Annotated in this window: 19 protein-coding genes and 1 pseudogene; 9 read left to right on the top strand and 11 right to left on the bottom strand. The window is 67.1% G+C overall.

The window, feature by feature from the left end; all coding sequences use genetic code 11:
- Positions 1-43 precede the first annotated feature (43 nt).
- Entirely contained in the window at positions 44-1,408 is a 1,365-nt protein-coding gene (gene ffh, locus PSQ40_RS15820) for a signal recognition particle protein (RefSeq protein WP_273952759.1), read from the bottom strand.
- Positions 1,409-1,518: 110 nt separating this feature from the next.
- Here ffh and PSQ40_RS15815 point away from each other — a divergent pair, with 110 nt between their 5' ends.
- From PSQ40_RS15815 to PSQ40_RS15780, 8 genes are all read left to right on the top strand, one after another.
- Positions 1,519-2,322, top strand: coding sequence for a cytochrome C assembly family protein (locus tag PSQ40_RS15815; protein WP_273952758.1), 804 nt, complete (start codon positions 1,519-1,521; stop codon positions 2,320-2,322).
- On the top strand, positions 2,319-2,576 hold the full coding sequence (locus PSQ40_RS15810) for a PP0621 family protein (protein WP_273952756.1): 258 nt from the start codon (positions 2,319-2,321) through the stop codon (positions 2,574-2,576). The genes PSQ40_RS15815 and PSQ40_RS15810 overlap by 4 nt, the downstream gene beginning before the upstream one ends.
- Complete coding sequence (locus PSQ40_RS15805) at positions 2,576-4,303, top strand: sensor histidine kinase (RefSeq protein WP_273952755.1); 1,728 nt, start codon at positions 2,576-2,578, stop codon at positions 4,301-4,303. The genes PSQ40_RS15810 and PSQ40_RS15805 overlap by 1 nt, the downstream gene beginning before the upstream one ends.
- Positions 4,304-4,308: 5 nt before the next feature.
- Positions 4,309-5,976 (top strand): sigma-54-dependent transcriptional regulator, encoded by a 1,668-nt coding sequence (locus PSQ40_RS15800; protein ID WP_273952754.1) that lies wholly within the window; start codon positions 4,309-4,311, stop codon positions 5,974-5,976.
- On the top strand, positions 5,960-6,562 hold the full coding sequence (ampD, locus tag PSQ40_RS15795) for a 1,6-anhydro-N-acetylmuramyl-L-alanine amidase AmpD (protein ID WP_273952753.1): 603 nt from the start codon (positions 5,960-5,962) through the stop codon (positions 6,560-6,562). The genes PSQ40_RS15800 and ampD overlap by 17 nt, the downstream gene beginning before the upstream one ends.
- A 351-nt stretch (positions 6,563-6,913) precedes the next feature.
- Positions 6,914-9,835: a ribonucleoside-diphosphate reductase subunit alpha gene (locus tag PSQ40_RS15790; RefSeq protein ID WP_273952752.1), complete on the top strand. Its 2,922-nt coding sequence runs from the start codon at positions 6,914-6,916 to the stop codon at positions 9,833-9,835.
- Between the two features lie 220 nt (positions 9,836-10,055).
- Positions 10,056-11,195 (top strand): ribonucleotide-diphosphate reductase subunit beta, encoded by a 1,140-nt coding sequence (locus tag PSQ40_RS15785; protein WP_273952750.1) that lies wholly within the window; start codon positions 10,056-10,058, stop codon positions 11,193-11,195.
- A 180-nt stretch (positions 11,196-11,375) separates the two neighbouring features.
- The gene (locus PSQ40_RS15780; protein WP_273952749.1) at positions 11,376-12,056 is read left to right on the top strand and encodes a histone H1; all 681 of its coding nucleotides are present in this window, start codon (positions 11,376-11,378) and stop codon (positions 12,054-12,056) included.
- Positions 12,057-12,166: 110 nt separating this feature from the next.
- Here PSQ40_RS15780 and PSQ40_RS15775 read toward each other — a convergent pair whose 3' ends face one another.
- From PSQ40_RS15775 to PSQ40_RS15745, 8 genes and pseudogenes are all read right to left on the bottom strand, one after another.
- Entirely contained in the window at positions 12,167-13,060 is an 894-nt protein-coding gene (locus tag PSQ40_RS15775; RefSeq protein WP_273952748.1) for a carbohydrate kinase family protein, read from the bottom strand.
- A 21-nt stretch (positions 13,061-13,081) separates the two neighbouring features.
- Entirely contained in the window at positions 13,082-14,419 is a 1,338-nt protein-coding gene (locus PSQ40_RS15770) for a DUF3426 domain-containing protein (protein WP_273952747.1), read from the bottom strand.
- A gap of 207 nt (positions 14,420-14,626) precedes the next feature.
- Positions 14,627-14,731 (bottom strand): annotated as a pseudogene (locus tag PSQ40_RS21380) (zinc-ribbon domain-containing protein); the annotation flags it as partial.
- A 70-nt stretch (positions 14,732-14,801) separates the two neighbouring features.
- Positions 14,802-15,689 (bottom strand): 50S ribosomal protein L11 methyltransferase, encoded by an 888-nt coding sequence (gene prmA, locus PSQ40_RS15765; protein WP_273952745.1) that lies wholly within the window; start codon positions 15,687-15,689, stop codon positions 14,802-14,804.
- A gap of 78 nt (positions 15,690-15,767) precedes the next feature.
- Positions 15,768-17,117: an acetyl-CoA carboxylase biotin carboxylase subunit gene (accC, locus tag PSQ40_RS15760; RefSeq protein ID WP_273952744.1), complete on the bottom strand. Its 1,350-nt coding sequence runs from the start codon at positions 17,115-17,117 to the stop codon at positions 15,768-15,770.
- A 131-nt stretch (positions 17,118-17,248) separates the two neighbouring features.
- Positions 17,249-17,704 carry an acetyl-CoA carboxylase biotin carboxyl carrier protein gene (gene accB, locus PSQ40_RS15755; protein WP_273952743.1) on the bottom strand — a complete coding sequence of 152 codons (456 nt, stop codon included), beginning with the start codon at positions 17,702-17,704 and terminating at the stop codon, positions 17,249-17,251.
- Positions 17,705-17,877: 173 nt separating this feature from the next.
- Entirely contained in the window at positions 17,878-18,513 is a 636-nt protein-coding gene (locus tag PSQ40_RS15750) for a TlpA family protein disulfide reductase (RefSeq protein ID WP_409338602.1), read from the bottom strand.
- On the bottom strand, positions 18,510-19,109 hold the full coding sequence (locus PSQ40_RS15745) for a hypothetical protein (protein ID WP_273952741.1): 600 nt from the start codon (positions 19,107-19,109) through the stop codon (positions 18,510-18,512). The genes PSQ40_RS15750 and PSQ40_RS15745 overlap by 4 nt, the downstream gene beginning before the upstream one ends.
- Positions 19,110-19,269: 160 nt before the next feature.
- On the opposite strand from PSQ40_RS15745, the gene mpl reads away from it, so the two are divergent.
- Complete coding sequence (mpl, locus tag PSQ40_RS15740; RefSeq protein WP_273952740.1) at positions 19,270-20,652, top strand: UDP-N-acetylmuramate:L-alanyl-gamma-D-glutamyl-meso-diaminopimelate ligase; 1,383 nt, start codon at positions 19,270-19,272, stop codon at positions 20,650-20,652.
- Between the two features lie 115 nt (positions 20,653-20,767).
- Here mpl and PSQ40_RS15735 read toward each other — a convergent pair whose 3' ends face one another.
- Positions 20,768-21,895 (bottom strand): 3-deoxy-7-phosphoheptulonate synthase, encoded by a 1,128-nt coding sequence (locus PSQ40_RS15735; RefSeq protein ID WP_273952738.1) that lies wholly within the window; start codon positions 21,893-21,895, stop codon positions 20,768-20,770.
- A gap of 518 nt (positions 21,896-22,413) precedes the next feature.
- The gene (gene tldD, locus PSQ40_RS15730; RefSeq protein ID WP_273952737.1) at positions 22,414-23,874 is read right to left on the bottom strand and encodes a metalloprotease TldD; all 1,461 of its coding nucleotides are present in this window, start codon (positions 23,872-23,874) and stop codon (positions 22,414-22,416) included.
- Between the last annotated feature and the right edge of the window lie 310 nt (positions 23,875-24,184).

Genomic DNA, 24,184 nt, shown 5'->3' with positions numbered 1-24,184 from the left:
GGGCGGTGCGGGCGCCGCTCGCGGCGGCGGCCGCTGCCGGGCCTCAGAACGGCATCTTGGGCAGGCCCTTCATGCCGCCCATGCGCTTCATCATCTTCATGAGGCCGCCGCCCTTCATCTTCTTCATCATGGTCTGCATCTGCTCGAACTCGTTGAGCAGGCGGTTGACCTCTTGCACCTGCACGCCGGCGCCGCTGGCGATGCGGCGCTTGCGCGTGGCCTTGATCAGCTCGGGCTTGCGGCGCTCGAGTGCGGTCATGCTACAGATGATGCCTTCCTTGCGGCGGATGTCGCGCTCGGCCTTGTCCATGTCCATCTGACCCGCCTTGGCCGAGAGCTGGGCCGGCAGCTTGTCCATCAGGCTGGACAGGCCCCCCATTTGCTTCATCTGCTGGATCTGGGCCAGGAAGTCATTGAGGTCAAAGCCGTCACCGCTCTTGACCTTGGCGGCCAGGCGCTGCGCGGCCTCGATGTCGACCCCGGCCGTGACCTGCTCGACCAGGGCCACGATGTCGCCCATGCCCAGGATGCGGCCTGCGTGGCGCTCGGCGTCGAAGACCTCGAGGCCGTCGATCTTTTCGGACACCCCGGCGAACTTGATCGGCGCGCCCGTGATCTGGCGCACCGACAGCGCCGCGCCCCCGCGCGAGTCACCATCGAGCTTGGTCAGCACGATGCCGGTCAGCGGCAGCGCTTCCTTGAAGGCCTTGGCGGTGTTGATCGCGTCCTGGCCCTGCATGGCGTCGACCACGAACAGGGTTTCGATGGGCTTCAAGGCGGCGTGCAGCTGCTTGATTTCGGTCATCAGGACCTCATCAATCGCCAGGCGGCCGGCGGTGTCGACCAGCAGCACATCAAAGAAGTGCTTCTTGGCGTAGTCCAGTGCCGCGTGCGCGATGTCCAGGGGTTTCTGGTCGGGCGAGCTGGGGAACCACTCGGCGCCAGCCTGGGCGGTGACGGTCTTGAGCTGTTCGATGGCCGCCGGGCGATACACGTCGCCCGACACGGTCAGCACTTTCTTCTTGCGCTTTTCGATCAGGTGCTTGGCCAGCTTGGCGGTGGTGGTGGTCTTGCCCGCGCCCTGCAGACCGGCCATCAGGATGATGGCGGGCGGCTGGGTGGCCAGGTTGAGGTCGGCCACGCCCTCGCCCATGGTGGCGGCGAGTTCGCGGTTGACGATGCCCACCAGGGCCTGACCGGGCTTGAGCGAGCCCAGCACGTCCTGGCCGAGGGCCTTTTCCTTCACCCGGGCAATGAAGTCGCGCACCACCGGCAGGGCCACGTCGGCCTCCAGCAGGGCCATGCGGACTTCGCGCAGCATGTCGGCCACATTCGACTCGGTGATGCGGGCCTGGCCACTCATCTGCTTGACGAGGCGGGAAAGTTTGTCGGTAAGGGCGGAGGCCATGTGAGATGTTCCGTGAAGGGTTGAGCGGGCTGGGCCAGCAAGGCCAAGGCCTTGCAAAGACGGCGGGCAGCGCGCCCGGCACCCGGGTGCAAGACGCTAAACTGTGACCCATGATTTTATCCAGTGCGTCCACCGGTCAAGTGATGCTCGGCGTGGCCGCGGCCGCCGCCTATGCCGTGCCGGCGCTCCAAGCCGCCCGCAGCCACCCCCTGACGGTGCGTGGCGCCTTGCTGCTGGCGTGGTTGCTGCACGCCTCGCTGCTGGTGCTGGGCGTGGTGGGCGACACCCCGCGCTTCGGCTTTGCCCCCGCTTTGTCCGTCACCGCCTGGCTGGTGTTGACCGTGTACGGCGTGGAAAGCCGGCTGTTTCCCCAATTGCAGGCGCGCTGGGCCCTGGCCGGCCTGGGTGGCCTGGCGGTGGTGCTGGCCTTGTTGTTCCCGGGTCAGCCGCTGCATGTGGCGGCCTCGCCCTGGCTGCCGCTGCACTGGGCCCTGGGCATCGCGTCGTATGGCTTGTTTGGCGCGGCCGTGGTGCACGCCTGGCTGATGACCCGGGCCGAGCAGCGTTTCCGTCAGGCGGCCGACCCCCACAGTGGCCTGCCCCTGCTGACGCTGGAGCGGCTCACCTTCCGTTTCGTCAGTGCCGGCTTCGTGCTGCTGAGCGCCACCCTGCTGGCGGGCTGGCTGTTTGGTGAAACCCTCTACGGGCGGGCCTGGAAGTGGGACCACAAATCGGTCTTCTCGGTGCTGTCGTGGTTGGCGTTTGCCACCCTGCTGGTGGGCCGGGCCCGCTTTGGCTGGCGCGGCAAGCGGGCCATGCGCATGCTCTACACCGGGGCGGGCCTGCTGTTGCTGGCCTACGTGGGCTCGCGCTTCGTGCTGGAGGTCTTGCTGCCGCGGGGAGGTTCGGTATGAAGTACCTCACCGTGGTCTTGATCGCGCTGGGCGTGTACTGGTTCTGGCGCCAGGGTCGCCTGGCTGAACGGGCCGAGCGCGACGCCGCGGCCCAGCGCCCCGCGGCCCCACGCCCCCCTGCCGCCCCGCAGGACATGGTGGCCTGCGAGGTGTGCGGCCTGCACCTGCCACGCACCGACGCCCTGGCGGACGGGCCCGGTGGCAGCGCGCCTTACTACTGCAGCCCGGAGCACCGCCGGAGCCGCCGCAGCTGATGGCCCACGGCGACGCGCCGATGTCCTCGTGGTTCGGCCCGCTGGACGTTGACGACCCGGAGCTGTTCTCCGCCGTGCGCACCCCTTCGCGCCTGTGGCACGGTTTCCTGACCGCCCGCCTCATGCTGGCCCTGGCGCTGCTGGCGCTGCAAGGGGTCGGGCAATTGCTGTCCCAACCGCTGCAGATCGGCGTCTTGGTGCTGGGCCTCGGTTACCTGGGGGCCACCCTGGGCAGCCGGATCGCCGCGGCAGACCGCCCGCCCGCGCCCGTGCTCGGCCCGCACTGGCTGCCCACGCTGGGCGTCGACCTGCTGGTGTTTTCGCTGCTGCAGTGGTGGCAACCCGGCAACGTCAACTACACCCCTTTGCTGGCCATGCCGGTGCTGATGGCCGCGGCGCTGGGCTCGCGGCTGCTGACCCTGTTCACGGCCGCCGTCGGCACCCTGATGCTGCTGGCCCAGGCCGGGGTGCAGCAACAACAGATCGGCACCGACGCGGCCAGCCTGTTCATGCAAGCCGGCCTCACGGGCAGCGGCTACTTTGTGATTGGCCTGCTGGTGCACCAACTGGCCCAGCGCCTGGCGCGCGAGGAGCGCCTGTCCCACAGCAACCGCATGGCGGCGCGGGTGCAGGCGCAGGTCAATGCGCTGGTGATCGACAACCTGCACGACGGCCTGCTGGTGATCGACGCGCGCGAAACCGTGCGGGCCTTGAACCCCGCCGCCCGCGAACTGCTGGGGCCGCAGGCGCAGGCACTGGTCAACGGCTTCTGGCTGGGCCGCAACAGCGACTGGCAGCCCCTGCTGCAACTGGCCCGCCAGACCTTCAGCGAGCACCAGCCCCAGGTGCAGGACGCCAGCCTGACGCTGGCCAGCCAGGGCAGCGCCCAGGTGCATGTGCGCACCCGGCTCACCGCCAGCAGCGACCCGCTGGCGGGCAACCTGTGCGTGATGTTCCTGCAGGACCTGCGCGAGCTCGAAGCCCGCCTGCGCACCGAGAAGCTGGCCGCCATGGGCCGCATGTCCGCCGCGGTGGCGCACGAGATCCGCAACCCGCTGGCGGCCATTGCGCAGGCCAACGCGCTGCTCGAGGAAGACGTGCAAGACCCCGGCCAGCGCCGGCTGGTGCAGATGGTGCAGCAAAACGCCCAGCGCCTGACCCGCATCGTGGAGGACATCCTCGACATCGCGCGGGTGCAGCACCAACTGCCGCAGCCCAGTGCCATGGCCCTGGATGAGCAGGTGGCGCTGGTCTGTCATGAATGGCAGCGCCACGCGCCCCAGCCGCGGCCGCTGCGTCTGAAGCTGCAGGCGCCCGAGGCCTGGATCGCCTTTGACAGCGAACACCTGCGCCGCGTGCTCGTCAACCTGCTCGACAACGCGCTGCGTTACCAGGGGCCGCACCCGGACTCGCTGCAGGTCAGCACCGGCGTCGAGCCCCACGAGGGCGCCTGGCTGCAGGTCTGGAGCGACGGCCCACCGATGGAGGCGAGCGTGGAGCGCCACCTGTTCGAGCCCTTTTTCTCGTCAGAAAGCCGCTCCACTGGCCTGGGCCTGTACATCTGTCGCCAGCTGTGCGAGCGCCACGGCGCCCGCATCCGCTACCAGCGCCTGCCCCAGCCGACCGCGCGTGGCCCGCAAGCCGGCAACGCCTTCGTGCTGGGCTTCACCCCCCTGGCTGCGCCGGCCGCCCCATCGCAACTGGCCTTTGACACAATGCGGGGCTGATCACCATGGCAAGCACCGTCTCTCACCCCCTCCCGGGCCCCGCCCACATCCTGGTCGTTGACGACGAGCCCGACCTGCGCACGCTCTACGAGCTGACCCTGCTGCGCGAGGGCTACCGGGTCGACGCCGCGGCCAGCGTGGCCGAAGCCCGCCAGTGCCTTGACGAGCGCGCCTTTGACGCCGTCATCACCGACATGCGCCTGCCCGACGGCTATGGCCTCGAGTTGCTGAAGCTGCTCAAGGCCCGCCAGCGCCCCGAGCGCTGCGTGGTCATGACCGCCTATGGCTCGGCCGAGAACGCGGTCGAAGCCCTCAAAGCGGGCGCCTTTGACTACCTGACCAAACCGGTCGACCTGAAGCAATTCCGCACTGTGGTGGCCTCGGCCATCCAGGGCCGGCAAGCGCCCTGGCCGGTGGCCACGCGCAGCGCGGCCCCCGCCGCCGAGGCCTGGCCCCAGCCCGGCGCCCCCGGCCAACAGGCGCTGGAGCGCCTGGTGGGCCAGTCCGAGGCCTTGCAGGCGGTCAAACAACGCGTCAGCAAGGTGGCGCGCGGCATGGCCCCGGTGTTGATACGGGGCGAGTCCGGCACCGGCAAGGAACTGGTCGCCCAGGCGGTGCATGCCTGCAGCCAGCGCAGCGAGGGCCCCTGGGTGGCGGTGAACTGCGGCGCCATCCCCGAGAACCTGCTCGAGGCCGAGTTTTTTGGCGCCCGCAAGGGCTCCTACACCGGGGCCCAGCAGGACCGCGAGGGCTACTTCCAGGCCGCCAGCGGCGGGACCCTGTTCCTCGACGAGATTGGCGACCTGCCGCTGGCCATGCAGTCCAAGCTGCTGCGCGCCATCCAGGAGCGCAGCATCCGCCCGCTGGGTTCGACCCAGGAGGTGCCGGTGGATGTGCGCATCGTCAGCGCCACCCACAAAGACCTGGCCGCCGATGTGCAGGCGGGCCGCTTCCGCCAGGACCTGTACTACCGACTCAACGTGATCGAGGTGCTGGTGCCGCCGCTGCGCGAGCGCCGCGAAGACCTGCCCGGCCTGTGCCAGGCCCTGCTGGACCGCATCGGCCGCGAGTCCGGCCTGCCCACACCGCGCCTGACCCCGCAAGCCCTGGCCCTGCTGCAGCCCCACCCGCTGGCGGGCAACGTGCGGGAACTGGAGAACCTGTTGCACCGGGCGGTGGCCCTCAGCGACGGCGAAGAACTGGCCATGGACCAGGCCCTCTGGCTGAGTTGCGTGGCGCCCAGCGACGACGACCCCGCGGCCCGCACCGCCCCCCCGGCGGATGCAGCGCCCGTGACCGCCTTGCCCCCCGTGACCGCTGCCGGCCCTGGCCACAGCGCCGCCCCGCAGGCGGTGGGCCAGCTGCTGCGCCCGGCGGAAGGCGCGCGGGGCCATGCGCCCACCGCCGCGGCGGCCCAGCCCTGGCAAACGCCCGCCCAGGCCAGTGCGCTGGGCGGCCCGGCCGACGGGGCCGTGCCCCTGCCCAGCGACCTGCAGGCCTATCTGGACGAGCAGGAGCGCGCCATCCTGGTCCGGGCGCTGGAAGAAAGCCATTTCAACCGCACCGCCGCGGCCGCGCGCCTGGGGCTGAGCCTGCGCCAGATCCGCTACCGCATCGAGCGCCTGAACATCCCAATCCCCCAGGAAGGCGAGCCCCATGACCCCGCCAGTTGATGCCCCCCTGTGGCAGGACGGCTGGTACGCCCCCGCCCAGGTGCTGCGTTCACCCAACTTCGGGCCCCGGCCCGCGGGGGCACAGATCGACCTGCTGGTGCTGCACTCCATCAGCCTGCCCCCCGGCGAATACGGTGGCGACGGCGTGCAGCGACTTTTCACCAACACGCTGGACTGGTCGGCGCACCCGTACTACGAGCAGATCCGCGGACTAGAAGTATCTGCTCACTTCTTTATCCGACGTGACGGCGCCTTGTGGCAGTTTGTCAGTGCCGACGACCGCGCCTGGCACGCCGGCCGCTCCCACTACCGGGGCCGGGACAACTGCAACGACGACTCGATAGGCATAGAACTCGAGGGTTTAGAGGGAAGCACTTTCACGGTGGCACAATACGCGACCCTGAGCGGGCTGTGCCAGGCGCTGCGGCGCCATTACCCGATTGCCCATGTGGCCGGTCATGAGCACATCGCCCCAGGTCGCAAGCACGATCCAGGTGCCGGGTTTTCCTGGCCTGAACTGATGCAGCGGCTGGCCTGGCCCTCGGGGGTTTTCCCAGCGGGCGTGGCGTCAGAACCTCAGCCCTGAATTTTTTTAACCGGACCCTTCCAGGTCCCCATCCCCAAGTCCTCCCCAAGCCGCATGCGGCTTGCCGGCCCGAAACACCGTTGCGGGCTTGTAAACATGCGCCTTTGCGGCTGAAAAACCCCATTTTTCGGGGCTCGCCAAAGGGTGTGACTTGGGCCTGTTGCGCCCCGAAATCAAAGCCGTGCGAAGTCAAGGGTGTTCCTGCCTTGATACACTACCGGTAGTGTCTTAAACTCATTCGACCCCTAGATCTAGTGTGCAGCGCCAGCCCCCTGTGGCGACTGCATTGCCCCATTCCATGCGATCCGTGTGACTCGCAGCCCCCTAAAAACAGCGAAAGAAGAGGAAACCATGCAAGTGGCACAGAACACATCCGCCGCGACCCCGAAAAGTCCCGTCCAGGTCCATGAAACGGCGACCAATTCGGTGGTCCCCGCCCTGCTCGCGCACTACCAGATCATCCGCCGCAACGGTGCCGTGGTGCCGTTTGAGCCGCAGAAGATCGCCGTGGCCATGATGAAGGCCTTCCTGGCCGTGCATGGCACCCAAGGCGCGGCGTCGGCCAGCGTGCGTGAGGTGGTGGACTCGCTGACCCAGAACGTGGTGCGGGCCCTGGTGCGCTCGCGTCCCGGTGGCGGCACCTTCCCGATCGAAGACGTGCAAGACCAGGTCGAACTGTGCCTGATGCGCGACGGCCACCATGAGATTGCCCGCGCCTACGTGCTGTACCGCGAACGCCGCACCCAGGAACGTGCCCGCCAAACCGAGCAAGCCGCGCCCAAGGCGCCCGACCTGCATGTGGTGGACAACGGCCAGAACACCACCCTCGACGAGGGCTACCTGCGCTCGCTGATCGAATCCGCCTGCCAAGGCCTGAGCGCTGACGTCAAGCCGGAACCGATCTTTGCCGAAACCATGCGCAACCTGTACGACGGTGTGCCCATGGAAGAGGTGTACAAGGCTTCGGTGCTGGCCGCCCGCACGCTGATCGAAAAAGACCCCGACTACACCTACGCCACCGCGCGCCTGCTGCTGCACACGATCACCAAAGAAGTGCTCGGCCGTGCCGTCAGCCCGGCCGAAATGGCCCAGAGCTACGCCAGCTACTTCCCGCAGTTCATCAAGAAGGGCGTCGAAAACGAACTGCTCGACGAGAAGCTGCTGCACTATGACCTGGAGCGCCTGGGCGCGGCCCTGAAGGCCGAACGCGACCAGCAGTTCGACTACCTGGGTCTGCAAACCCTGTACGACCGCTACTTCCTGCACGTGCGCAAGACCCGCATCGAGCTGCCGCAGGCGTTCTTCATGCGCGTGGCCATGGGCCTGGCGCTCAACGAAATCGACCGCGAAGCCCGCGCCATCGAGTTCTATGAAGTGCTGTCTTCGTTCGACTTCATGTCGAGCACGCCGACCCTGTTCAACAGCGGCACGCTGCGCTCGCAGCTGTCCAGCTGCTACCTGACCACCGTGCCCGACGACCTCGACGGCATCTACGAGTCCATCAAGGAGAACGCCCTGCTGTCCAAGTTTGCCGGCGGCCTGGGCAACGACTGGACCCGTGTGCGCGCCCTGGGCTCGCACATCAAGGGCACCAATGGCGAATCGCAAGGCGTGGTGCCCTTCCTCAAGGTGGTCAACGACACTGCCGTGGCGGTGAACCAGGGCGGCAAGCGCAAGGGCGCGGTCTGCACCTACCTGGAAACCTGGCACCTGGACATCGAAGAATTCCTGGAGCTGCGCAAGAACACCGGCGACGACCGCCGCCGCACCCACGACATGAACACGGCCAACTGGATCCCCGACCTGTTCATGCGCCGCGTGATGGAAAAGGGCACCTGGACCCTGTTCTCGCCCTCCACCGTGCCCGACCTGCACGACCTGTTCGGTACCGACTTTGAGCGCGCCTACGTGGCCTACGAAGCCAAGGCCGCCCGCGGTGAGATCAAGCCCAGCCGCACCGTGCAAGCCACCGACCTGTGGCGCAAGATGCTGACCATGCTGTTCGAGACCGGTCACCCCTGGATCACCTTCAAGGACGCCTGCAACGTGCGCTCGCCGCAACAGCACGCCGGCGTGGTGCACTCGTCCAACCTGTGCACCGAGATCACGCTCAACACCAGCGACACCGAAACCGCGGTCTGCAACCTCGGTTCGGTCAACCTGCTGCAGCACATCAAGGACGGCCAGCTCGACCACGAGAAGCTCAAGAAGACCATCAAGGTCGCCATGCGCATGCTCGACAACGTGATCGACATCAACTACTACGCGGTCAAGAAGGCCCGTGACTCGAACCTGCGTCACCGCCCGGTGGGCCTGGGCCTGATGGGCTTCCAGGACAGCCTGTACGAGCTGCGCATCCCCTACGCCTCGCAAGCCGCGGTCGAGTTCGCTGACCGCTCGATGGAAGCCATCTGCTACTACGCCTACTGGGCATCGTCCGAACTGGCGCGTGAGCGTGGCAAGTACTCGAGCTACAAGGGCTCGCTGTGGGACCGTGGCGTGCTGCCCTTCGACACCATCGACATGCTCGAGAAGGCCCGCGGCGGCTACGTCGAGGTGGACCGCTCGGCCACGCTGGACTGGGACGCCCTGCGCAAGAAGATCGCGGCCGACGGCATGCGCAACTCCAACTGCGTGGCCATCGCCCCGACCGCCACCATCTCCAACATCATCGGTGTGGACGCCTCCATCGAGCCGAGCTTCGGCAACCTCTCGGTGAAGTCCAACCTGTCGGGTGAGTTCACTGTCATCAACAGCTACCTGGTGCGCGACCTCAAGAGCCTGGGCCTGTGGGACGACGTGATGGTCATGGACCTCAAGCACTTCGATGGTTCGCTGCGTCCGATCGACCGCGTGCCGCAAGAGATCAAGGCCCTGTACTCGACCGCTTTCGAGATCGAAACCACCTGGCTGGTCGAAGCCGCGGCACGCCGTCAGAAGTGGATCGATCAGGCCCAGTCGCTGAACATCTACATGGCCGGCGCCTCGGGCAAGAAGCTCGACGACACCTACAAGCTGGCCTGGCTGCGTGGCTTGAAGACCACCTACTACCTGCGCACTGTGGGGGCCACCCACGCGGAGAAATCCACCGTCGCGGCGGGCCGCATGAACTCGGTGTCTTCGGGCAGCGATTCGGGTGTGTCGGCCAGCGAAGCCAAGCCCAGCGCACTGGAGGCTGCTGCCTCCGCCGCACGGGCTCAGGCCGATGCGATCCCGGCCACGGACATCAAGTTCTGCGCCATTGACGACCCGGGCTGCGAAGCCTGCCAATGAGGCGCTGCGGGCAGGTGGACACGGACGCCCGTCCCCCTGCCCGAGGCGGTGTTGAAGACAGGTTCAAGGTTCCTCTTTTCAGCACCGCCGGCCCCGGCTGCAGGCCGGGCTTTTGGTCGATGCAATTGCACAACAAACCTCTCACAAACGAAGGCGCCACGCCCATTGGGTACTTTCCAATTTGCATGGCTGCTTTCATAATCCGGACATTGGAAAACTTATGTTGACCTGGGACGAAGAAGTCAAGCCCTCATCGCAAAATTCATCCGCCGGCGACCTGCAAAACAGCCGCACGGTCGACGCCGCGCCCTCTGCATCCGACACGGATGTCAGCGCCCCGACACGGCGCGTGAATGCCGCGGACAAGCGCATCATCAACGGCCAAACCGACGTCAACCAACTGGTCCCGTTCAAGTACAAGTGGGCCTGGGAAAAGTACCTCGCCACCTGCGCCAACCACTGGATGCCGCAAGAGGTCAACATGACGCGCGACATCGCGCTCTGGAAAGACCCGAACGGCCTCAGCGAAGACGAGCGCCGCATCATCAAGCGCAACCTCGGCTTCTTTGTGACGGCCGACTCGCTGGCCGCCAACAACATCGTGCTGGGCACCTACCGCCACATCACAGCGCCCGAGTGCCGCCAGTTCCTGCTGCGTCAGGCCTTCGAAGAAGCCATCCACACCCACGCCTACCAGTACATCGTCGAGTCGCTGGGCCTGGATGAGAGCGAGATCTTCAACGCCTACAACGAGATCAAGTCGATCCGCGACAAGGACGAGTTCCTGATCCCCTTCATCGAAGCGATCATGAACCCGGACTTCAAGACCGGCACGCCCGAAAACGACCAGACCCTGCTGAAGTCGCTGATCGTATTCGCCTGCCTCATGGAAGGCCTGTTCTTCTACGTGGGCTTCACGCAGATCCTGGCCCTGGGTCGTCAGAACAAGATGACCGGCGCCGCCGAGCAGTACCAGTACATCCTGCGCGACGAGTCGATGCACTGCAACTTCGGCATCGACCTGATCAACCAGCTCAAGCTCGAGAATCCCCACCTGTGGACGGCCGAGTTCAAGGCTGAGATCAAGGCCCTGTTCATGAAGGCCGTCGAGCTCGAGTACCGCTACGCCGAAGACACCATGCCGCGTGGCGTGCTGGGCCTGAACGCTTCCATGTTCAAGGGCTACCTGCGCTACATCGCCAACCGCCGTGCCACCCAGATCGGCCTGGAGCCTCTCTTCCCCAACGAAGAGAACCCCTTCCCCTGGATGAGCGAAATGATCGACCTGAAGAAAGAGCGCAATTTCTTCGAAACCCGCGTGATCGAGTATCAATCGGGCGGTGCGCTCTCCTGGGATTGATCGACGCGACGCCATGGCACACCTGTTCACGCCCACCGACCACGCAGCCGCCAATGAATGGCTGGCCGTGGCGTTGCGCTCCCCAGTTCAGGGCCTTGGGCACGAGCCCAGGGCCCTGAATCGCTTGTCGCGCACCCCAGTGCGGCAAGTGCTCTTTGCAATCCGATCAAGGAGAAAATAATGGCAACTGCGAAAAAACCGGCCGCCAAGAAGGCCGCTGCACCTGCAAAGAAAGCCGCTACCCCGAAGGTAGCCGCCCCGGCCAAGAAGGCCGCTGCTCCGGCCAAGAAGGCTGCCGCGCCGAAGGCCGCTGCACCCGCCAAGAAGGCTGCCGCTCCGGCCAAGGCCGCCGCTCCTGCCAAGAAGGCTGCCGCCCCCGCCAAGAAAGCGGCAGCTCCGGCCAAGAAGGCCGCTGCGCCCGCCAAGAAGGCTGCCGCTCCGGCCAAGAAGGCCGCTGCACCCGCCAAGAAGGCCGCCGCTCCGGCCAAGAAGGCCGCTGCACCTGCCAAGAAGGCGGCAGCTCCGGCCAAGAAGGCCGCTGCACCTGCCAAGAAGGCGGCAGCTCCGGCTAAGAAGGCCGCTGCGCCCGCCAAGAAGGCTGCTGCTCCGGCCAAGAAGGCCGCCGCACCCGCCAAGGCTGCTGCACCTGCCAAGAAGGCGGCCGCTCCGGCCAAGAAGGCCGCCGCCCCCGCAAAGGCTGCTGCACCCGCCAAGAAGGCGGCTGCTCCGGCCAAGAAGGCCGCTGCCAAGAAGCCTGCCGCTGCCAAGCCTGCCGCGGCCCCGGTGGCTGCCGCACCGGCCGCCAAAACCGAACTGAACCCGCAAGCCGCCTGGCCCTTTCCGACGGGCACCAAGCCCTGAGGGCCAGCACGCAGCGGCGTGCAGCCAACAAAAAAGCCCGACGCCTCACGGCCTCGGGCTTTTTTTCAACCTGTCGGGCGCCGCCGCAGCGGGCCCGGACAGCCAAGCGATCAAACGCTGAAGTTGAGCTGGTAGTTCTGGGGACCGCGCTGGGCGATCTTCAGGGCGCCCACGCGGCTGCCCAACTCGGCGCAACGCACCAGGTCCCAGCCCTGCTCCAGACCGAACAACAGGGCGCCGCGCCAGGCGTCGCCACAGCCCGTCGGGTCCACCACGGCTTCGGCCTGGACCGGCGGCACCAGGGTCTTCTCGCCATCGACCCAAACCTCGCTGCCCTCGGCCCCCAGCGTGATCACCAGGCCCTGGACGCGGCGCGAAATGTCGGCCGGCGTCCAGCCAGTGCGCTCGCACAGCATCTTGCCTTCGTAGTCGTTGACGGTGACCCAGGTCGCCTGTTCGATGAAGCGGGCCAGTTCGGAGCCATCGAACATGGGCAGGCCCTGCCCCGGGTCAAACACAAACGGAATGCCTGCGGCCTGGAACTGCGCAGCGTGGCTCAGCATGGCATCGCGGCCATCGGGCGAAATGATGCCCAGGCGCACATCGGGGCGGGCCTCGATGGCCGTCAGGTGGGCCTGCATCATGGCGCCCGGGTGGAAGGCCGTGATCTGGTTGTTGTCACGGTCGGTCATGATCATGGCCTGGGCCGTGTAGGTGTCGCTGACCTGGCGCACGTACTCGGTGCTGATGCCCAGGTCCTGCAGGCGCTGCAGGTAGTCAGCGCCGTCGTTGCCCACCGTGGCCATCGGCAGCGGTTGCCCCCCGAGCAGCTTCAGGGCGTAGGCGATGTTGCCAGCGCAGCCCCCGAAATCACGGCGCAAGGCCGGCACCAGGAAGGACACGTTCAGGATGTGAAGCTGATCCGGCAGGATCTGCTCCGCAAAACGGCCCTCGAAGGTCATGATGGTGTCAAAGGCCAAGGAGCCACAAATGATTGCTGCCATGTTCAGAAAAAGTAGAAAAAATCAGGGATAAAAAACCATCACGCGGTAACCGGCAATGCGCAGACCCGCCGCCCCCGCGACGCTGACTGGCAGGTTGGCCGTCCATTCAGCCCCTGCAGCCAGGCTGGCTGGGGCCCCCAGTTCCTCGGCACGGAACACGCGGCGCAGCACCGCCTGATCCTGGGCGTCGGTCAAGGTCAATTCGGCCGCCGGCATGGCCAGCGCCAAGGGCCCCGTGTTGTGCACGGTCAGGGCGAACTGGTAGTTCTCGCCGCGCGTCTTGTTGAAGGACGAACTCTCGATCAACCACGGCTCGATGCGGCGCAAAGGAGCCAGTTCACAACCCAGGCTTTGGCACAGGGTCTGCAGCCAGGGTTTGAGCAGCGGCTCGGTGGCGGCCAGCCGGTCGCGCTCGTGCCACACCACTTGCAGCGCCAGCCCGGCACTGGCCAACAGGCACAGCGCCACCAGGCTGACCCGGACCCAGGTCTGACGCCAGAACGCGGCATGGCGCGCGCGCTTCAAAAACTGCAACTGCTGCAACTCGGGGCGCCCATAGGCGTCCACCTCGTCCTGCGCGCTGCGCGGGGCCGCGGGCGGCGGCGCTTCGCTGGCCAGGGGCGGTGCTGCCGTGGCCACGGACTCGGCCGCCCACTGGGCAGACAGGTCGCCCGGGGCCTCGCCGGCCTGCGACTCGGACAACAGGCTGGGGGAGACTTCGTCGGGGGGCAGGGGCCGGTCCCAGGCGCCTGCATCCAGGGGGTCGGGGGCCTTGGGCGGCACCGCGGCCACGCCGGGTGCAGCGCCCTCGGCGCGCGGGGTCGCAACCGAAGCCGCGCCCCCGGCAGCGGGCGCCGGCTCGGCCGGGTCGCCCGGGAACTGCAGCGCACCCAGCGTCACCCCGGTGGCGGGCGGGCGGGCCGGCTCGGGCTGGCCGGGCAGGTTCAGCTCGGGCACCGACAACACCGGAAAGCGGTCGCCCTGGGGCTGCACGCGAGCCGCTGCCGGCGCCAGGCTGTCGGGCACCGGGACAAAGGCGGGCAGGTCCAGGTCGCGCTCGGGCACGACGTCAAAAATGTCGTCCAGCGCACTCAAGTCATCGGGCGTGGCCGACTCGCCCGCCGACGGCGGCAGGCTCAGGTTCAGGTCGAGGCGGGCCAGTTGCTCGGCCAGCAGCTCATCGGCCGAAGGTGGCTTGGTGGCGCTGCTGGGCGCGGGGTCGGTGACGGGCGAGGTCGGCAGGCGCTCAGGCAAGGCGGGCGACCAGGCCGCCTGCGCCCGGCGTTGCTCGGCCGCGTACTGACCCAGCGGCGGCGCGGCAGCGCGCGGGCCCGGGGCCAAGGCGGCCGGGGCCGACACGGGGGTGGGCGCCGGTGGGGGCGGGCTGACCGGCCGGCGCAGCGCAGCGCCCGGGGGCGGCGCTGGGGCCGGTACCGCCGCCGTCGACGGGGGCTTCAAAAACGCGGGCGGTTCCACCCGCGGCGTTGGGGGTGCCGCCGTCGGTGCCGGGCTTGCCGCGCCGGGGGCCTGGGGGTCGGGCAACAGGTTGGCGGGGGCGTCAAAGACCTCGGTGCACTGACCGCAGCGCACCCAACCATCGGAAATCCTCAATTGGTCCGGGACCACCTTGAAGGTGGTGGCGCAGGCTGGGCAACGTGTGATGAGGCTCATGGATGGGCCCGATTGTAGAGGGGCCCATGCGCTTGTCACGCCCGGCCCGCAACGCCGGGCATGAGGCTGATCAGCGCTGGGCGGTCATCAGAATCCAGCCGTCTTCGGTGTCGGCCACCGAGAGCTGGATCCAGGGGGCGTAGGCTTCTTTGAGTTCATCGGCCTGACGCTCCAGAATGCCCGCCAGCACCAGGGCGCCGCCCTCGGCCACGTGGGCGCACAGCAGCGGCGCCAGCACCTTGAGCGGCGTGGCCAGGATGTTGGCCAGCACGGTGTTGTAGGTGCCTTGGGCGCGATCAGGCAGACCCGCCTTCAGGCTGACCCGGTTGGCCTCGGCGTTGAGCACGGTGGATTGCACCGCAGCCTCGTCGATGTCCACCGCGTCGATGTCGAGCGCGCCATGCTTGGCCGCCCCGATGGCCAGGATGCCCGAACCGCAGCCATAGTCCAGCACCCGGCCCAGCGGGGCCGTGGCCGGGCGACGGGCAATCCAGCGCAGGCACATGCGGGTGGTGGGGTGGGTGCCGGTGCCAAAGGCCAGCCCGGGGTCGAGACGGATCACCTCGCGGGCCTGTTCGGGCGGCTCGTGCCAGGTGGGCACGATCCAGAATTCGGGCGTGATCTCGACCGGCGCAAACTGCGATTGCGTGAGGCGCACCCAGTCTTCATCGGGCACGCTGGCCACGCCCAGCAGGCGGCAGTCGGCAAAAAAGTCCTGCAGTTGCAGCAGTTGCGCCGCTTCATTGGCGGCGGCTTCATCCGGGAACAGCGCGATGATGCGCGAACGCTGCCAGCCCTCTTTCGGGGGCGGCATGCCGGGCTCGCCGAACAGCGCTTGTTCGGCATCGGTCTGGGCGTCGGCGTCTTCGACACTGACGCTCAGCGCGTCCAGTGCGTCGAGCGCATCGCTCAGGGTTTCAACATGGTCTTCGGGGCACAGCAGCCGGAGTTCAAACATGGCGTTCCTGGGGTTGGGAGTTTGAGGGCACAGGCTGCCGCAGGCGCCACCGTCCACAGGACGGGGCGCCCAGGCCGCTCAACGCTTGTGGTGGCTCAGCCACTCCTCAAGGTAATGGATGTTGGTGCCACCGGCCATGAACTTGGCGTCCACCATCAGCTCGCGGTGCAGCGGGATGTTGGTGTTGATGCCTTCGACCACGGTCTCGAGCAGCGCGGTGCGCATGCGGGCCAGGGCCTGTTCGCGGGTGTCACCGTGCACGATGATCTTGCCAATCATCGAGTCGTAGTTCGGCGGCACGAAGTAGTTGGTGTAGACGTGCGAATCCACGCGCACCCCGGGGCCACCCGGGGCGTGCCACATGGTGATGCGGCCCGGCGACGGCACAAACTTGTACGGGTCTTCGGCGTTCACACGGCATTCGATGGCGTGACCACGGATCTCGATCTGGCGCTGCGTGAACGGCAGCTTCTCGCCGGCGGCGACCATGATCTGGGTCTTCACGATGTCGACACCGGTGATCAGCTCGGTCACCGGGTGCTCCACCTGCACGCGGGTGTTCATTTCAATGAAGTAGAACTCGCCGTTCTCGTACAGGAACTCGAAGGTGCCTGCGCCGCGGTAGCCGATCTTCTTGCAAGCCGCCGTGCAACGCTCGCCAATCTTCTCGATCAGCTTGCGCGGAATGCCCGGGGCCGGAGCTTCCTCGATCACCTTCTGGTGGCGACGCTGCATCGAGCAGTCGCGCTCGCCCAGGTAGACCGCGTTGCGGTGCTTGTCGGCGAGGATCTGGATCTCGATGTGGCGCGGGTTCTGCAGGAACTTTTCCATGTAGACCGCGGGGTTGCCAAACGCAGCCCCGGCTTCGGCCTTGGTCATCTGCACCGCATTGATCAGCGCCGCTTCGGTGTGCACCACGCGCATGCCGCGACCACCGCCGCCCCCGGCGGCCTTGATGATCACCGGGTAACCGATGCTCTTGGCAATGCGGCGGATCTGGACTGGATCGTCGGGCAGCTCCCCCTCCGAGCCCGGCACGCAGGGCACACCGGCACGGATCATGGCCTGCTTGGCCGAGACCTTGTCGCCCATGATGCGGATCGACTCGGGCGTGGGGCCGATGAACTGGAAGCCGCTCTTTTCAACGCGCTCGGCGAAGTCGGCGTTCTCGCTCAGGAAGCCATAGCCCGGGTGAATGGCCTCGGCATCGGTGACCTCGGCCGCCGAGATGATGGCGGGCATGTTGAGGTAGCTCTGGCCCGACGCCGCGGGGCCAATGCAGACCGCTTCTTCGGCCAGCTTGACGTACTTGGCATCGCGGTCGGCTTCGGAATACACCATCACCGCCTTGACACCCAGTTCACGGCAGGCCCGCTGAATGCGGAGGGCGATTTCGCCGCGGTTGGCGATCAGGATTTTCTTAAACATCAGTGCTCCCGGGGCAGCAAGGCCCCGCACGCAAGGCGTGCACTTTCAAAGGTTGCCGCGGCAGCGGCGCCGACCGACTCCGGCGCCGCCCAAGCGGCACCGGATCACGGCGGCCCCTGCCGGGCTGCCAATCATTCGATGATGAACAGCGGTTGGCCGTATTCGACGGCTTGGCCGTTTTCGCCCAGGATCTGGGTCACCGTGCCGGACTTGTCGGCTTCGATTTCGTTGAGGATCTTCATCGCTTCGATGATGCAGATGGTCTCGCCTTCCTTGATCTGGCTGCCCACTTCAACGAAGGGCTTGGCCCCCGGGCTGGAGGCGCGGTAGAAAGTGCCCACCATCGGCGACTTGACCACATGGCCCGCAGCGGCGGCCGGGGCGGCGGCCACAGCCGGCGCGGCGGCAGCGGCAGGGGCGGCGGCGACAGGGGCGGCGCTCACCACGGGCGCGGCGACCAGTTGCTGAACCACGGCCCCGCCCCCTTTGACGATGCGCACCTTGCCTTCGGCTTCGGTGATTTCGAGTTCTGACACATTGGATTCAGACACCAAATCAATCAGGGTCTTGAGTTTTCGCAGATCCATGAGGGCTCCAACAGCTAAAACGATAACAGGCGCGAATTTACTTCAAACGCACGCCAAAAACCGCAATCAGCAGATAAAAATAAGTCAAAGCCAATGCCCTTCTGCATCAACGGCAGGCAGGCATCAGCAGGACAGACGCCCCTTGTGACAAGGGGACAGGGAGGGCCCCGGCCTCAGCCGGAGCGGGACCACAGCGCCAGGTCCTGGGGCGTGATCTGCCCCATTTTACGCTGTATTACACGCCCATCCTCGGCGAACACCACGGTAAAGGGCAAACCCCCAGTCTCATTGCCCAGCGTCCGGCTGAGTTCCGAACCCTCCAGACCGGCGAGTCCGACCGGGAAACTGACCGGTGTCTTGCCCAGGAAACGCAGCACAGAACTCGGCTGATCGATGGCCAATCCCAGAACTTGCCAGCTTTTAGCGGATTGGTCGCGCTGAAAGCGATCCAGCAGCGGCAGCTCCTCCACGCAGGGGGGACACCAGGTGGCCCAGAAGTTGATCAGCAGCGGTTTGCCCTTGAAATCGGCCAGCGCCAACTCGCCGCCCCCGGGACGCTCGAACTTCAGCGCCCACAAGGCCCGGGCCTGCTCCGGCGTCAGGGTGGCATCGCCACGCGGGGTGTAGCGCCACCAGGCCAGGCCCATGCCAGCGGCCGCGGCCAGACCCGCCACCCCAGCGCCCAGCCAGCGCCGCCGCCCGGCACTCGGGGTCGGTGGCACGGCCAGCGTGGACGCAGGCGGGGCCGTGGCGGAAGAAGTCGCCTGGGGTGTCGTATGAGGTGTCGTATGAGGGGTCGGGGTCGTCACGCGGCGTCCTCCTGAAGCAGGTGCTGCAAAGCGGGCAAACTGCCCCGGGGCACGCGCCCCTGGGCATCGGGGACCAGCGCACCGCGCAGGTCGTCGTGGTCGTAAATCATCAGGTGCACCCCCACCTCCTCGCCCAGTCCGCGGCAGGGGGTGGACAGGGACAGCGCGTCCACGGGCTCGCCCCGGAAACCAGTCACGGTCTGGGGCTCATAGTCGACATGGTGATCAATCAGCGCGATCTCGGCCGATTTGGGGTCATCACAGAACAGCTGGATGTAGATGTCCGACAGCCGGGTTGCGGTGCCGTGCCAGACCGCACCGGTGAGGTGGGGCCGGAAGTCCGCCAGGCGCTGCATCCACAGCAAGGCGGTTTCGCGCAGGGCCCGCAACTCGGCGGGCTGGGTGTCGGCGCAGAACAGGTCGATGTACTCGCGCACCGAGGCTTCGACCAAGTGGTTGTCGGGCAAGGCGGTGCGGGCCGACAGGCCCAGTTGCTTGAGGGCACGGCGCTTGGCGCTACCGTACTCCAGGCCCTCCTCGACCACCAGCCGGGCGGCCGTGGCCGCGATTTCTTCCTGAAGACTGTCGATGCGCATGGCGTGAATTCCGATCGGCGGCGGACCGCCAGGGTGCTTGAGCCGGCATTTTCCGCTTTTTCACGGACCCGACTGGCGCGCTACGACTTTGATAGCTTGCGAGCCCGTCGCCACGGTCAAGCGCGCCCTCCAGCCCATGACCCCACGTAAAATCGGGTTCATGCACATTCACATTCTGGGTATTTGCGGCACCTTCATGGGCGGCTTGGCCGCCCTGGCCCGAGAGGCCGGACACCGGGTCACCGGCTGTGACATGGGGGTCTACCCCCCCATGAGCGACCAGCTGCGGGCCCTGGGCATTGACCTGATCGAAGGCTTTGACGCGGGTCAGCTGGCCTTGAAGCCCGATGTTTTTGTGGTCGGCAATGTGGTCAGTCGGGCCCGGCTCAGCGATGGCAGCCCCAAGTTCCCGCTGATGGAGGCCATCCTCGACAGCGGCGCCCGCTACACCAGCGGCCCGCAGTGGCTGGCCGAGCACCTGCTGCAAGGCCGGCATGTGCTGGCCGTCGCCGGCACCCACGGCAAGACCACCACCACCTCGATGCTGAGCTGGGTGTTGGACCAGGCCGGCCTGGAGCCGGGCTTTCTGGTCGGCGGCGTGCCCCTGAACTTTGGGGTCTCGGCCCGACTGGGCCAGGGCCGTGCCTTCGTGATCGAAGCCGACGAGTACGACACCGCCTTCTTTGACAAGCGCAGCAAGTTTGTCCATTACCGCCCACGCACGGCCGTGCTGAACAACCTGGAATTCGACCACGCGGACATTTTTGACAACCTGGCTGCCATCGAACGCCAGTTTCACCACCTGCTGCGCACCGTGCCCGCCTCGGGCCGGGTGGTTTACAACGGCCTCGAAGACAGCCTGACCCGCGTGCTGGCCCAGGGCTGCTGGAGCGAGCAACGCAGTTTTGGCAGCACGGTGAGCGACTTTTCAGCCGAGGGCGAAGCACACGACTTTCAGGTGCTGCGCCACGGCCAGGCCATGGGCCGCCTCAAGTGGTCACTGACAGGGGTGCACAACCAGCTCAACGCGCTGGCGGCCATCGCCGCGGCCGACCACCTGGGCGTGGCGCCAGACCTGGCCATCCAGGCCCTGAGCAGTTTCGAGAACGTCAAGCGGCGCATGGAGATCCGGGGGCAGGCCCATGGGGTCACGGTGTACGACGACTTTGCCCACCACCCGACGGCGATCCGCACCACGCTGGACGGCCTGCGCCAGCGCCTGGGCTCTGGCGGCGGCCGCATCCTGGCGGTGTTTGAGCCGCGCAGCAACACCATGAAGCTGGGCACCATGAAGTCACAGCTGCCCTGGTCGCTGGCCAGTGCGGACCTGGCCTTCTGCCATACCGGGGGCCTGGATTGGGACGCCGCGGAGGCGCTGGCGCCCTTGCAAGACAAGGCCCGCACCGCACCGGACATTGCCACCCTGGTGCAACAGGTCTGTGCCGTGGCCCAACCCGGCGACCAGGTGGTGTGCATGAGCAACGGGGGCTTTGGCGGCGTGCATGGCCGGTTGCTGGACGCCTTGCGCGCCAGCGTGCCCTGACCCCACCGATGCGACGGCCGGCCCCTGTTGGCCGCCGTCGAAAAACCCCGCGCTGGCCGCTCAGGCCAGCCGCATCCCCCGGGGGCTTTGACCTTCCCGGGGGCTCAGCCCAGGCTCAGGCCTTGAGCGCGCGACGCGCCTTGACGGCGTCCGACAGCACGGCCAACACATCGGCCGAATCGTCCCAGCCCAGGCAAGCGTCAGTGATGCTCTGGCCGTAAGCCAGGGCTTGCACATCGTCCTTGCCCGGCGTGAACTTCTGCGCCCCAGCCGTGAGGTGGCTTTCCACCATCAAGCCAAACACCTGGTGCGAACCACCAGCGACCTGGGCGGCGATGTCCTTCGCGACATCGATCTGACGCTGGTGCTGCTTGCTGCTGTTGGCGTGGCTGCAGTCCACCATCAGCGTGGCCGGCAGCTTGGCGGCAGCCAGTTCGGCACACGCCGCGCTGACGCTGGCCGCGTCGTAGTTCGGGGTCTTGCCGCCGCGCAGGATGACGTGGCAGTCCTTGTTGCCCTGGGTCTGAACGATGGCAACCTGGCCATTCTTGTGCACCGACAGGAAATGGTGGCCACGGGCAGCCGCCTGGATGGCGTCGGTGGCGATGCGGATGTTGCCATCGGTGCCGTTCTTGAAGCCGATCGGGGCCGAAATGCCCGAGGCCAGTTCGCGGTGCACCTGACTTTCGGTGGTGCGGGCCCCGATGGCCCCCCAGCTGATCAGGTCACCGATGTACTGGGGCGAGATCACGTCGAGGAACTCGCTGCCCGCGGGCAGGCCCATGCGGTTGATTTCAATCAGCAGTTGGCGCGCGATGCGCAGGCCCTCGTCGATGCGGTAGCTTTCGTCGAGGTAGGGGTCGTTGATCAGGCCCTTCCAGCCGACGGTGGTGCGCGGCTTCTCGAAATAGACGCGCATCACGATTTCCAGCGTACCGGCGTACTGCTCGCGGGCGGCCTTGAGGCGGCGCGCGTACTCCACCGCGGCCACCGGGTCGTGGATGGAGCAGGGGCCAATCACCACCAGCAGGCGGTCATCTTTGGCCGCCATGATGTTGTGGATGTTGCGGCGGGTCTGGGTGATCAGCGACTCCACAGGCGTCCCGTGGATTGGGAAGAAGCGGATCAGATGTTCGGGGGGCGGGAGCACGGTGATGTCCTTGATGCGTTCGTCGTCGGTCTGGCTGGTTTTTTCGACGTTCGCGTACCAGGCATCGCTGGCGGGGGCGGCGGGCTTCTTCATCTGGGGCTCCTGTGAATTGGAAAGCGGTTTGAAATGGGCATAAAAAAACCGCCGGGCTCTTCAGCTTCGGCGGTTCTTGGGAGGGTGTTCGTGCGCTTATGCGTTCGCCTCTCGTCCGCCTTGGACAGAGAACCAAAAGTAAAAGTAAAAAGCGGAACGCAGCGACATGCCAAGCAATTTAGCACAGCGCCAGACGCGCACAAGCCCTGCCCTTCGCTTGTGGCAAAGAGCATACAAGTTCGAACCAGTTAGTACAAAATGAGTGCAGAAGCTGCCACCGCACTGACAAGGCGCTCACGGGCAGTCGCGGCCCATCGGTGAAGTGCCAGGCGGCCGGCCTGAAACGGCTCACCTGGTAGATTGGAGGTGTCGCCCCTCTAACGGCCCAACAGCCCGACAACCCTGGGCGAGCCGCAGGGTCACCAAGCGGTTCGCCACCAAGCTCCAGGCCCCTGCGGCACGGGTCCGCCACGACGCAGGCCCATGGTGGTGGCGCGGAGGACGCCCCCTCGGTCCGGTCAGGCGGTGCCGCCGACCGTCATGCCGTCGATGCGCAAGGTGGGCTGGCCCACGCCCACCGGCACGCTCTGGCCTTCCTTGCCGCAAGTGCCCACGCCGCTGTCGAGTCGCATGTCGTTGCCGATCATGGTGACGCGAGTCAGCGCGTCGGGGCCGTTGCCGACCAGGGTCGCGCCCTTGACGGGGTATTGGATCTGGCCGTTTTCGACCCAGAAGGCCTCGCTGGCCGAGAACACAAACTTGCCCGAGGTGATGTCCACCTGACCGCCACCGAAGTTGGTCGCGTACAGGCCCTTCTTGATGCTGGCCACGATCTCTTCGGGTGACTTGTCACCGCCCAGCATGTAGGTGTTGGTCATGCGCGGCATCGGCACATGGGCATAGCTTTCGCGGCGGCCGTTGCCCGTGGGCTTGACGCCCATCAGGCGAGCGTTCATCGAGTCCTGGATGTAGCCCTTGAGGATGCCGTCCTCGATCAGCACATTGCGCTGGCTGGCATGGCCCTCGTCGTCCACATTGAGCGAGCCGCGGCGGTCTGCCAGGGTGCCGTCGTCGAGCACCGTGACGCCCTTGGCCGCCACGCGCTGACCAATGCGGCCGCTGAAAGCGCTCGAGCCCTTGCGGTTGAAGTCCCCTTCCAGCCCGTGGCCGATGGCTTCGTGCAGCAGGACGCCCGGCCAGCCCGGGCCCAGCACCACGGTGAGTTCACCCGCGGGAGCCGGACGCGACTCGAGGTTGGTCAGCGCGGCCTTGACCGCGTCGCTGACATAGCCCTCGATCACGGCGTCGTCGAAATACGCCAGGCCAAATCGCCCCCCCCCGCCACCGGTGCCCACCTCGCGGCGGCCCCCCTGTTCGGCGATCACGGTGACCGACAGGCGCACCAGGGGGCGCACATCGGCGGCCAGAGTCCCGTCGGCGCGGGCCACCAGCACCACATCGTATTCACCGGCCAGGCCGGCCATGACCTGCACCACACGCGGGTCGCGGGCGCGGGCCAGTTGCTCGACCTTCTCGAGCAGGCGCACCTTGGCGGTGCTGTCCATGGTGGCAATCGGGTCCAGCCCCGGGTACAGCGCGCGGCTGGGCGCCACCTTGCGCGCGGCCGCCTTGACTCGGGCGCCCCCACCCAAACCCGAGATGGTGCGCACCGTGCGGGCGGCATCCAGCAGGGACTCGAGCGAAATGTCGTCCGAGTAGGCAAAAGCAGTCTTCTCACCACTGACCGCCCGCACCCCCACGCCTTGGTCGATGCTGAAGGAGCCCGTCTTGACGATGCCCTCCTCCAGGCTCCAGCCTTCGGCGCGGGTGTATTGGAAATACAGATCCGCGTCATCCACCCGGTGGGCCCGGATCTCCGCCAGCGCCTTGGACAGGTGGGTTTCGTCCAGGCCAAAGGGTTCGAGCAGCAATTGCCGGGCGATCGCCAGGCGTTCGAGGGTGGGTTCGCGTGAAATCATCCGGCCATTTTAGGCCGCGCCCAATGCCCGCTGCCAGCGCATGGCCGCCCCAGGGGCCCCAGCCCCCTCAGGTCGCACCAAGCAACCCGCAGTGCGCGACCGGCAGCACCTCAGCCAGACGCCACCGAGCCGCCCCCCAAGACGGCCGGGCCCCCTCGAGTGGCAGGGAACGACACGCCGTGCGCGACCGTGGGGGCCTCAGCCGGACGCCGCCGGGCCGCTCCCAAGGCGGCCGAAGCCCCCTCGGGGGGCAGGGAGCGACACGCAGTGCGCGACCGTGGGGGCCTCAGCCGGACGCCGCCGGGCCGCT

The organism is Curvibacter cyanobacteriorum (assembly GCF_028649475.1).
In the GTDB taxonomy this organism is placed as follows: domain Bacteria; phylum Pseudomonadota; class Gammaproteobacteria; order Burkholderiales; family Burkholderiaceae_C; genus Curvibacter; species Curvibacter cyanobacteriorum.
This window is presented reverse-complemented; position numbering and strand designations above follow the sequence as displayed.

Bases quoted from the DNA above. Each gene is read 5' to 3' on its own strand.
- PSQ40_RS15780 (WP_273952749.1), top strand. From the start codon at position 11,376: ATGGCAACTGCGAAAAAACCGGCCGCCAAGAAGGCCGCTGCACCTGCA.
- ampD (WP_273952753.1), top strand. From the start codon at position 5,960: ATGACCCCGCCAGTTGATGCCCCCCTGTGGCAGGACGGCTGGTACGCC.
- PSQ40_RS15815 (WP_273952758.1), top strand. From the start codon at position 1,519: ATGATTTTATCCAGTGCGTCCACCGGTCAAGTGATGCTCGGCGTGGCC.
- PSQ40_RS15790 (WP_273952752.1), top strand. From the start codon at position 6,914: ATGCAAGTGGCACAGAACACATCCGCCGCGACCCCGAAAAGTCCCGTC.
- accB (WP_273952743.1), bottom strand. From the start codon at position 17,704: ATGGATCTGCGAAAACTCAAGACCCTGATTGATTTGGTGTCTGAATCC.
- PSQ40_RS15805 (WP_273952755.1), top strand. From the start codon at position 2,576: ATGGCCCACGGCGACGCGCCGATGTCCTCGTGGTTCGGCCCGCTGGAC.
- ffh (WP_273952759.1), bottom strand. From the start codon at position 1,408: ATGGCCTCCGCCCTTACCGACAAACTTTCCCGCCTCGTCAAGCAGATG.
- accC (WP_273952744.1), bottom strand. From the start codon at position 17,117: ATGTTTAAGAAAATCCTGATCGCCAACCGCGGCGAAATCGCCCTCCGC.
- PSQ40_RS15785 (WP_273952750.1), top strand. From the start codon at position 10,056: ATGTTGACCTGGGACGAAGAAGTCAAGCCCTCATCGCAAAATTCATCC.
- PSQ40_RS15775 (WP_273952748.1), bottom strand. From the start codon at position 13,060: ATGGCAGCAATCATTTGTGGCTCCTTGGCCTTTGACACCATCATGACC.
- PSQ40_RS15810 (WP_273952756.1), top strand. From the start codon at position 2,319: ATGAAGTACCTCACCGTGGTCTTGATCGCGCTGGGCGTGTACTGGTTC.
- tldD (WP_273952737.1), bottom strand. From the start codon at position 23,874: ATGATTTCACGCGAACCCACCCTCGAACGCCTGGCGATCGCCCGGCAA.
- mpl (WP_273952740.1), top strand. From the start codon at position 19,270: ATGCACATTCACATTCTGGGTATTTGCGGCACCTTCATGGGCGGCTTG.
- PSQ40_RS15800 (WP_273952754.1), top strand. From the start codon at position 4,309: ATGGCAAGCACCGTCTCTCACCCCCTCCCGGGCCCCGCCCACATCCTG.
- prmA (WP_273952745.1), bottom strand. From the start codon at position 15,689: ATGTTTGAACTCCGGCTGCTGTGCCCCGAAGACCATGTTGAAACCCTG.
- PSQ40_RS15735 (WP_273952738.1), bottom strand. From the start codon at position 21,895: ATGAAGAAGCCCGCCGCCCCCGCCAGCGATGCCTGGTACGCGAACGTC.
- PSQ40_RS15745 (WP_273952741.1), bottom strand. From the start codon at position 19,109: ATGCGCATCGACAGTCTTCAGGAAGAAATCGCGGCCACGGCCGCCCGG.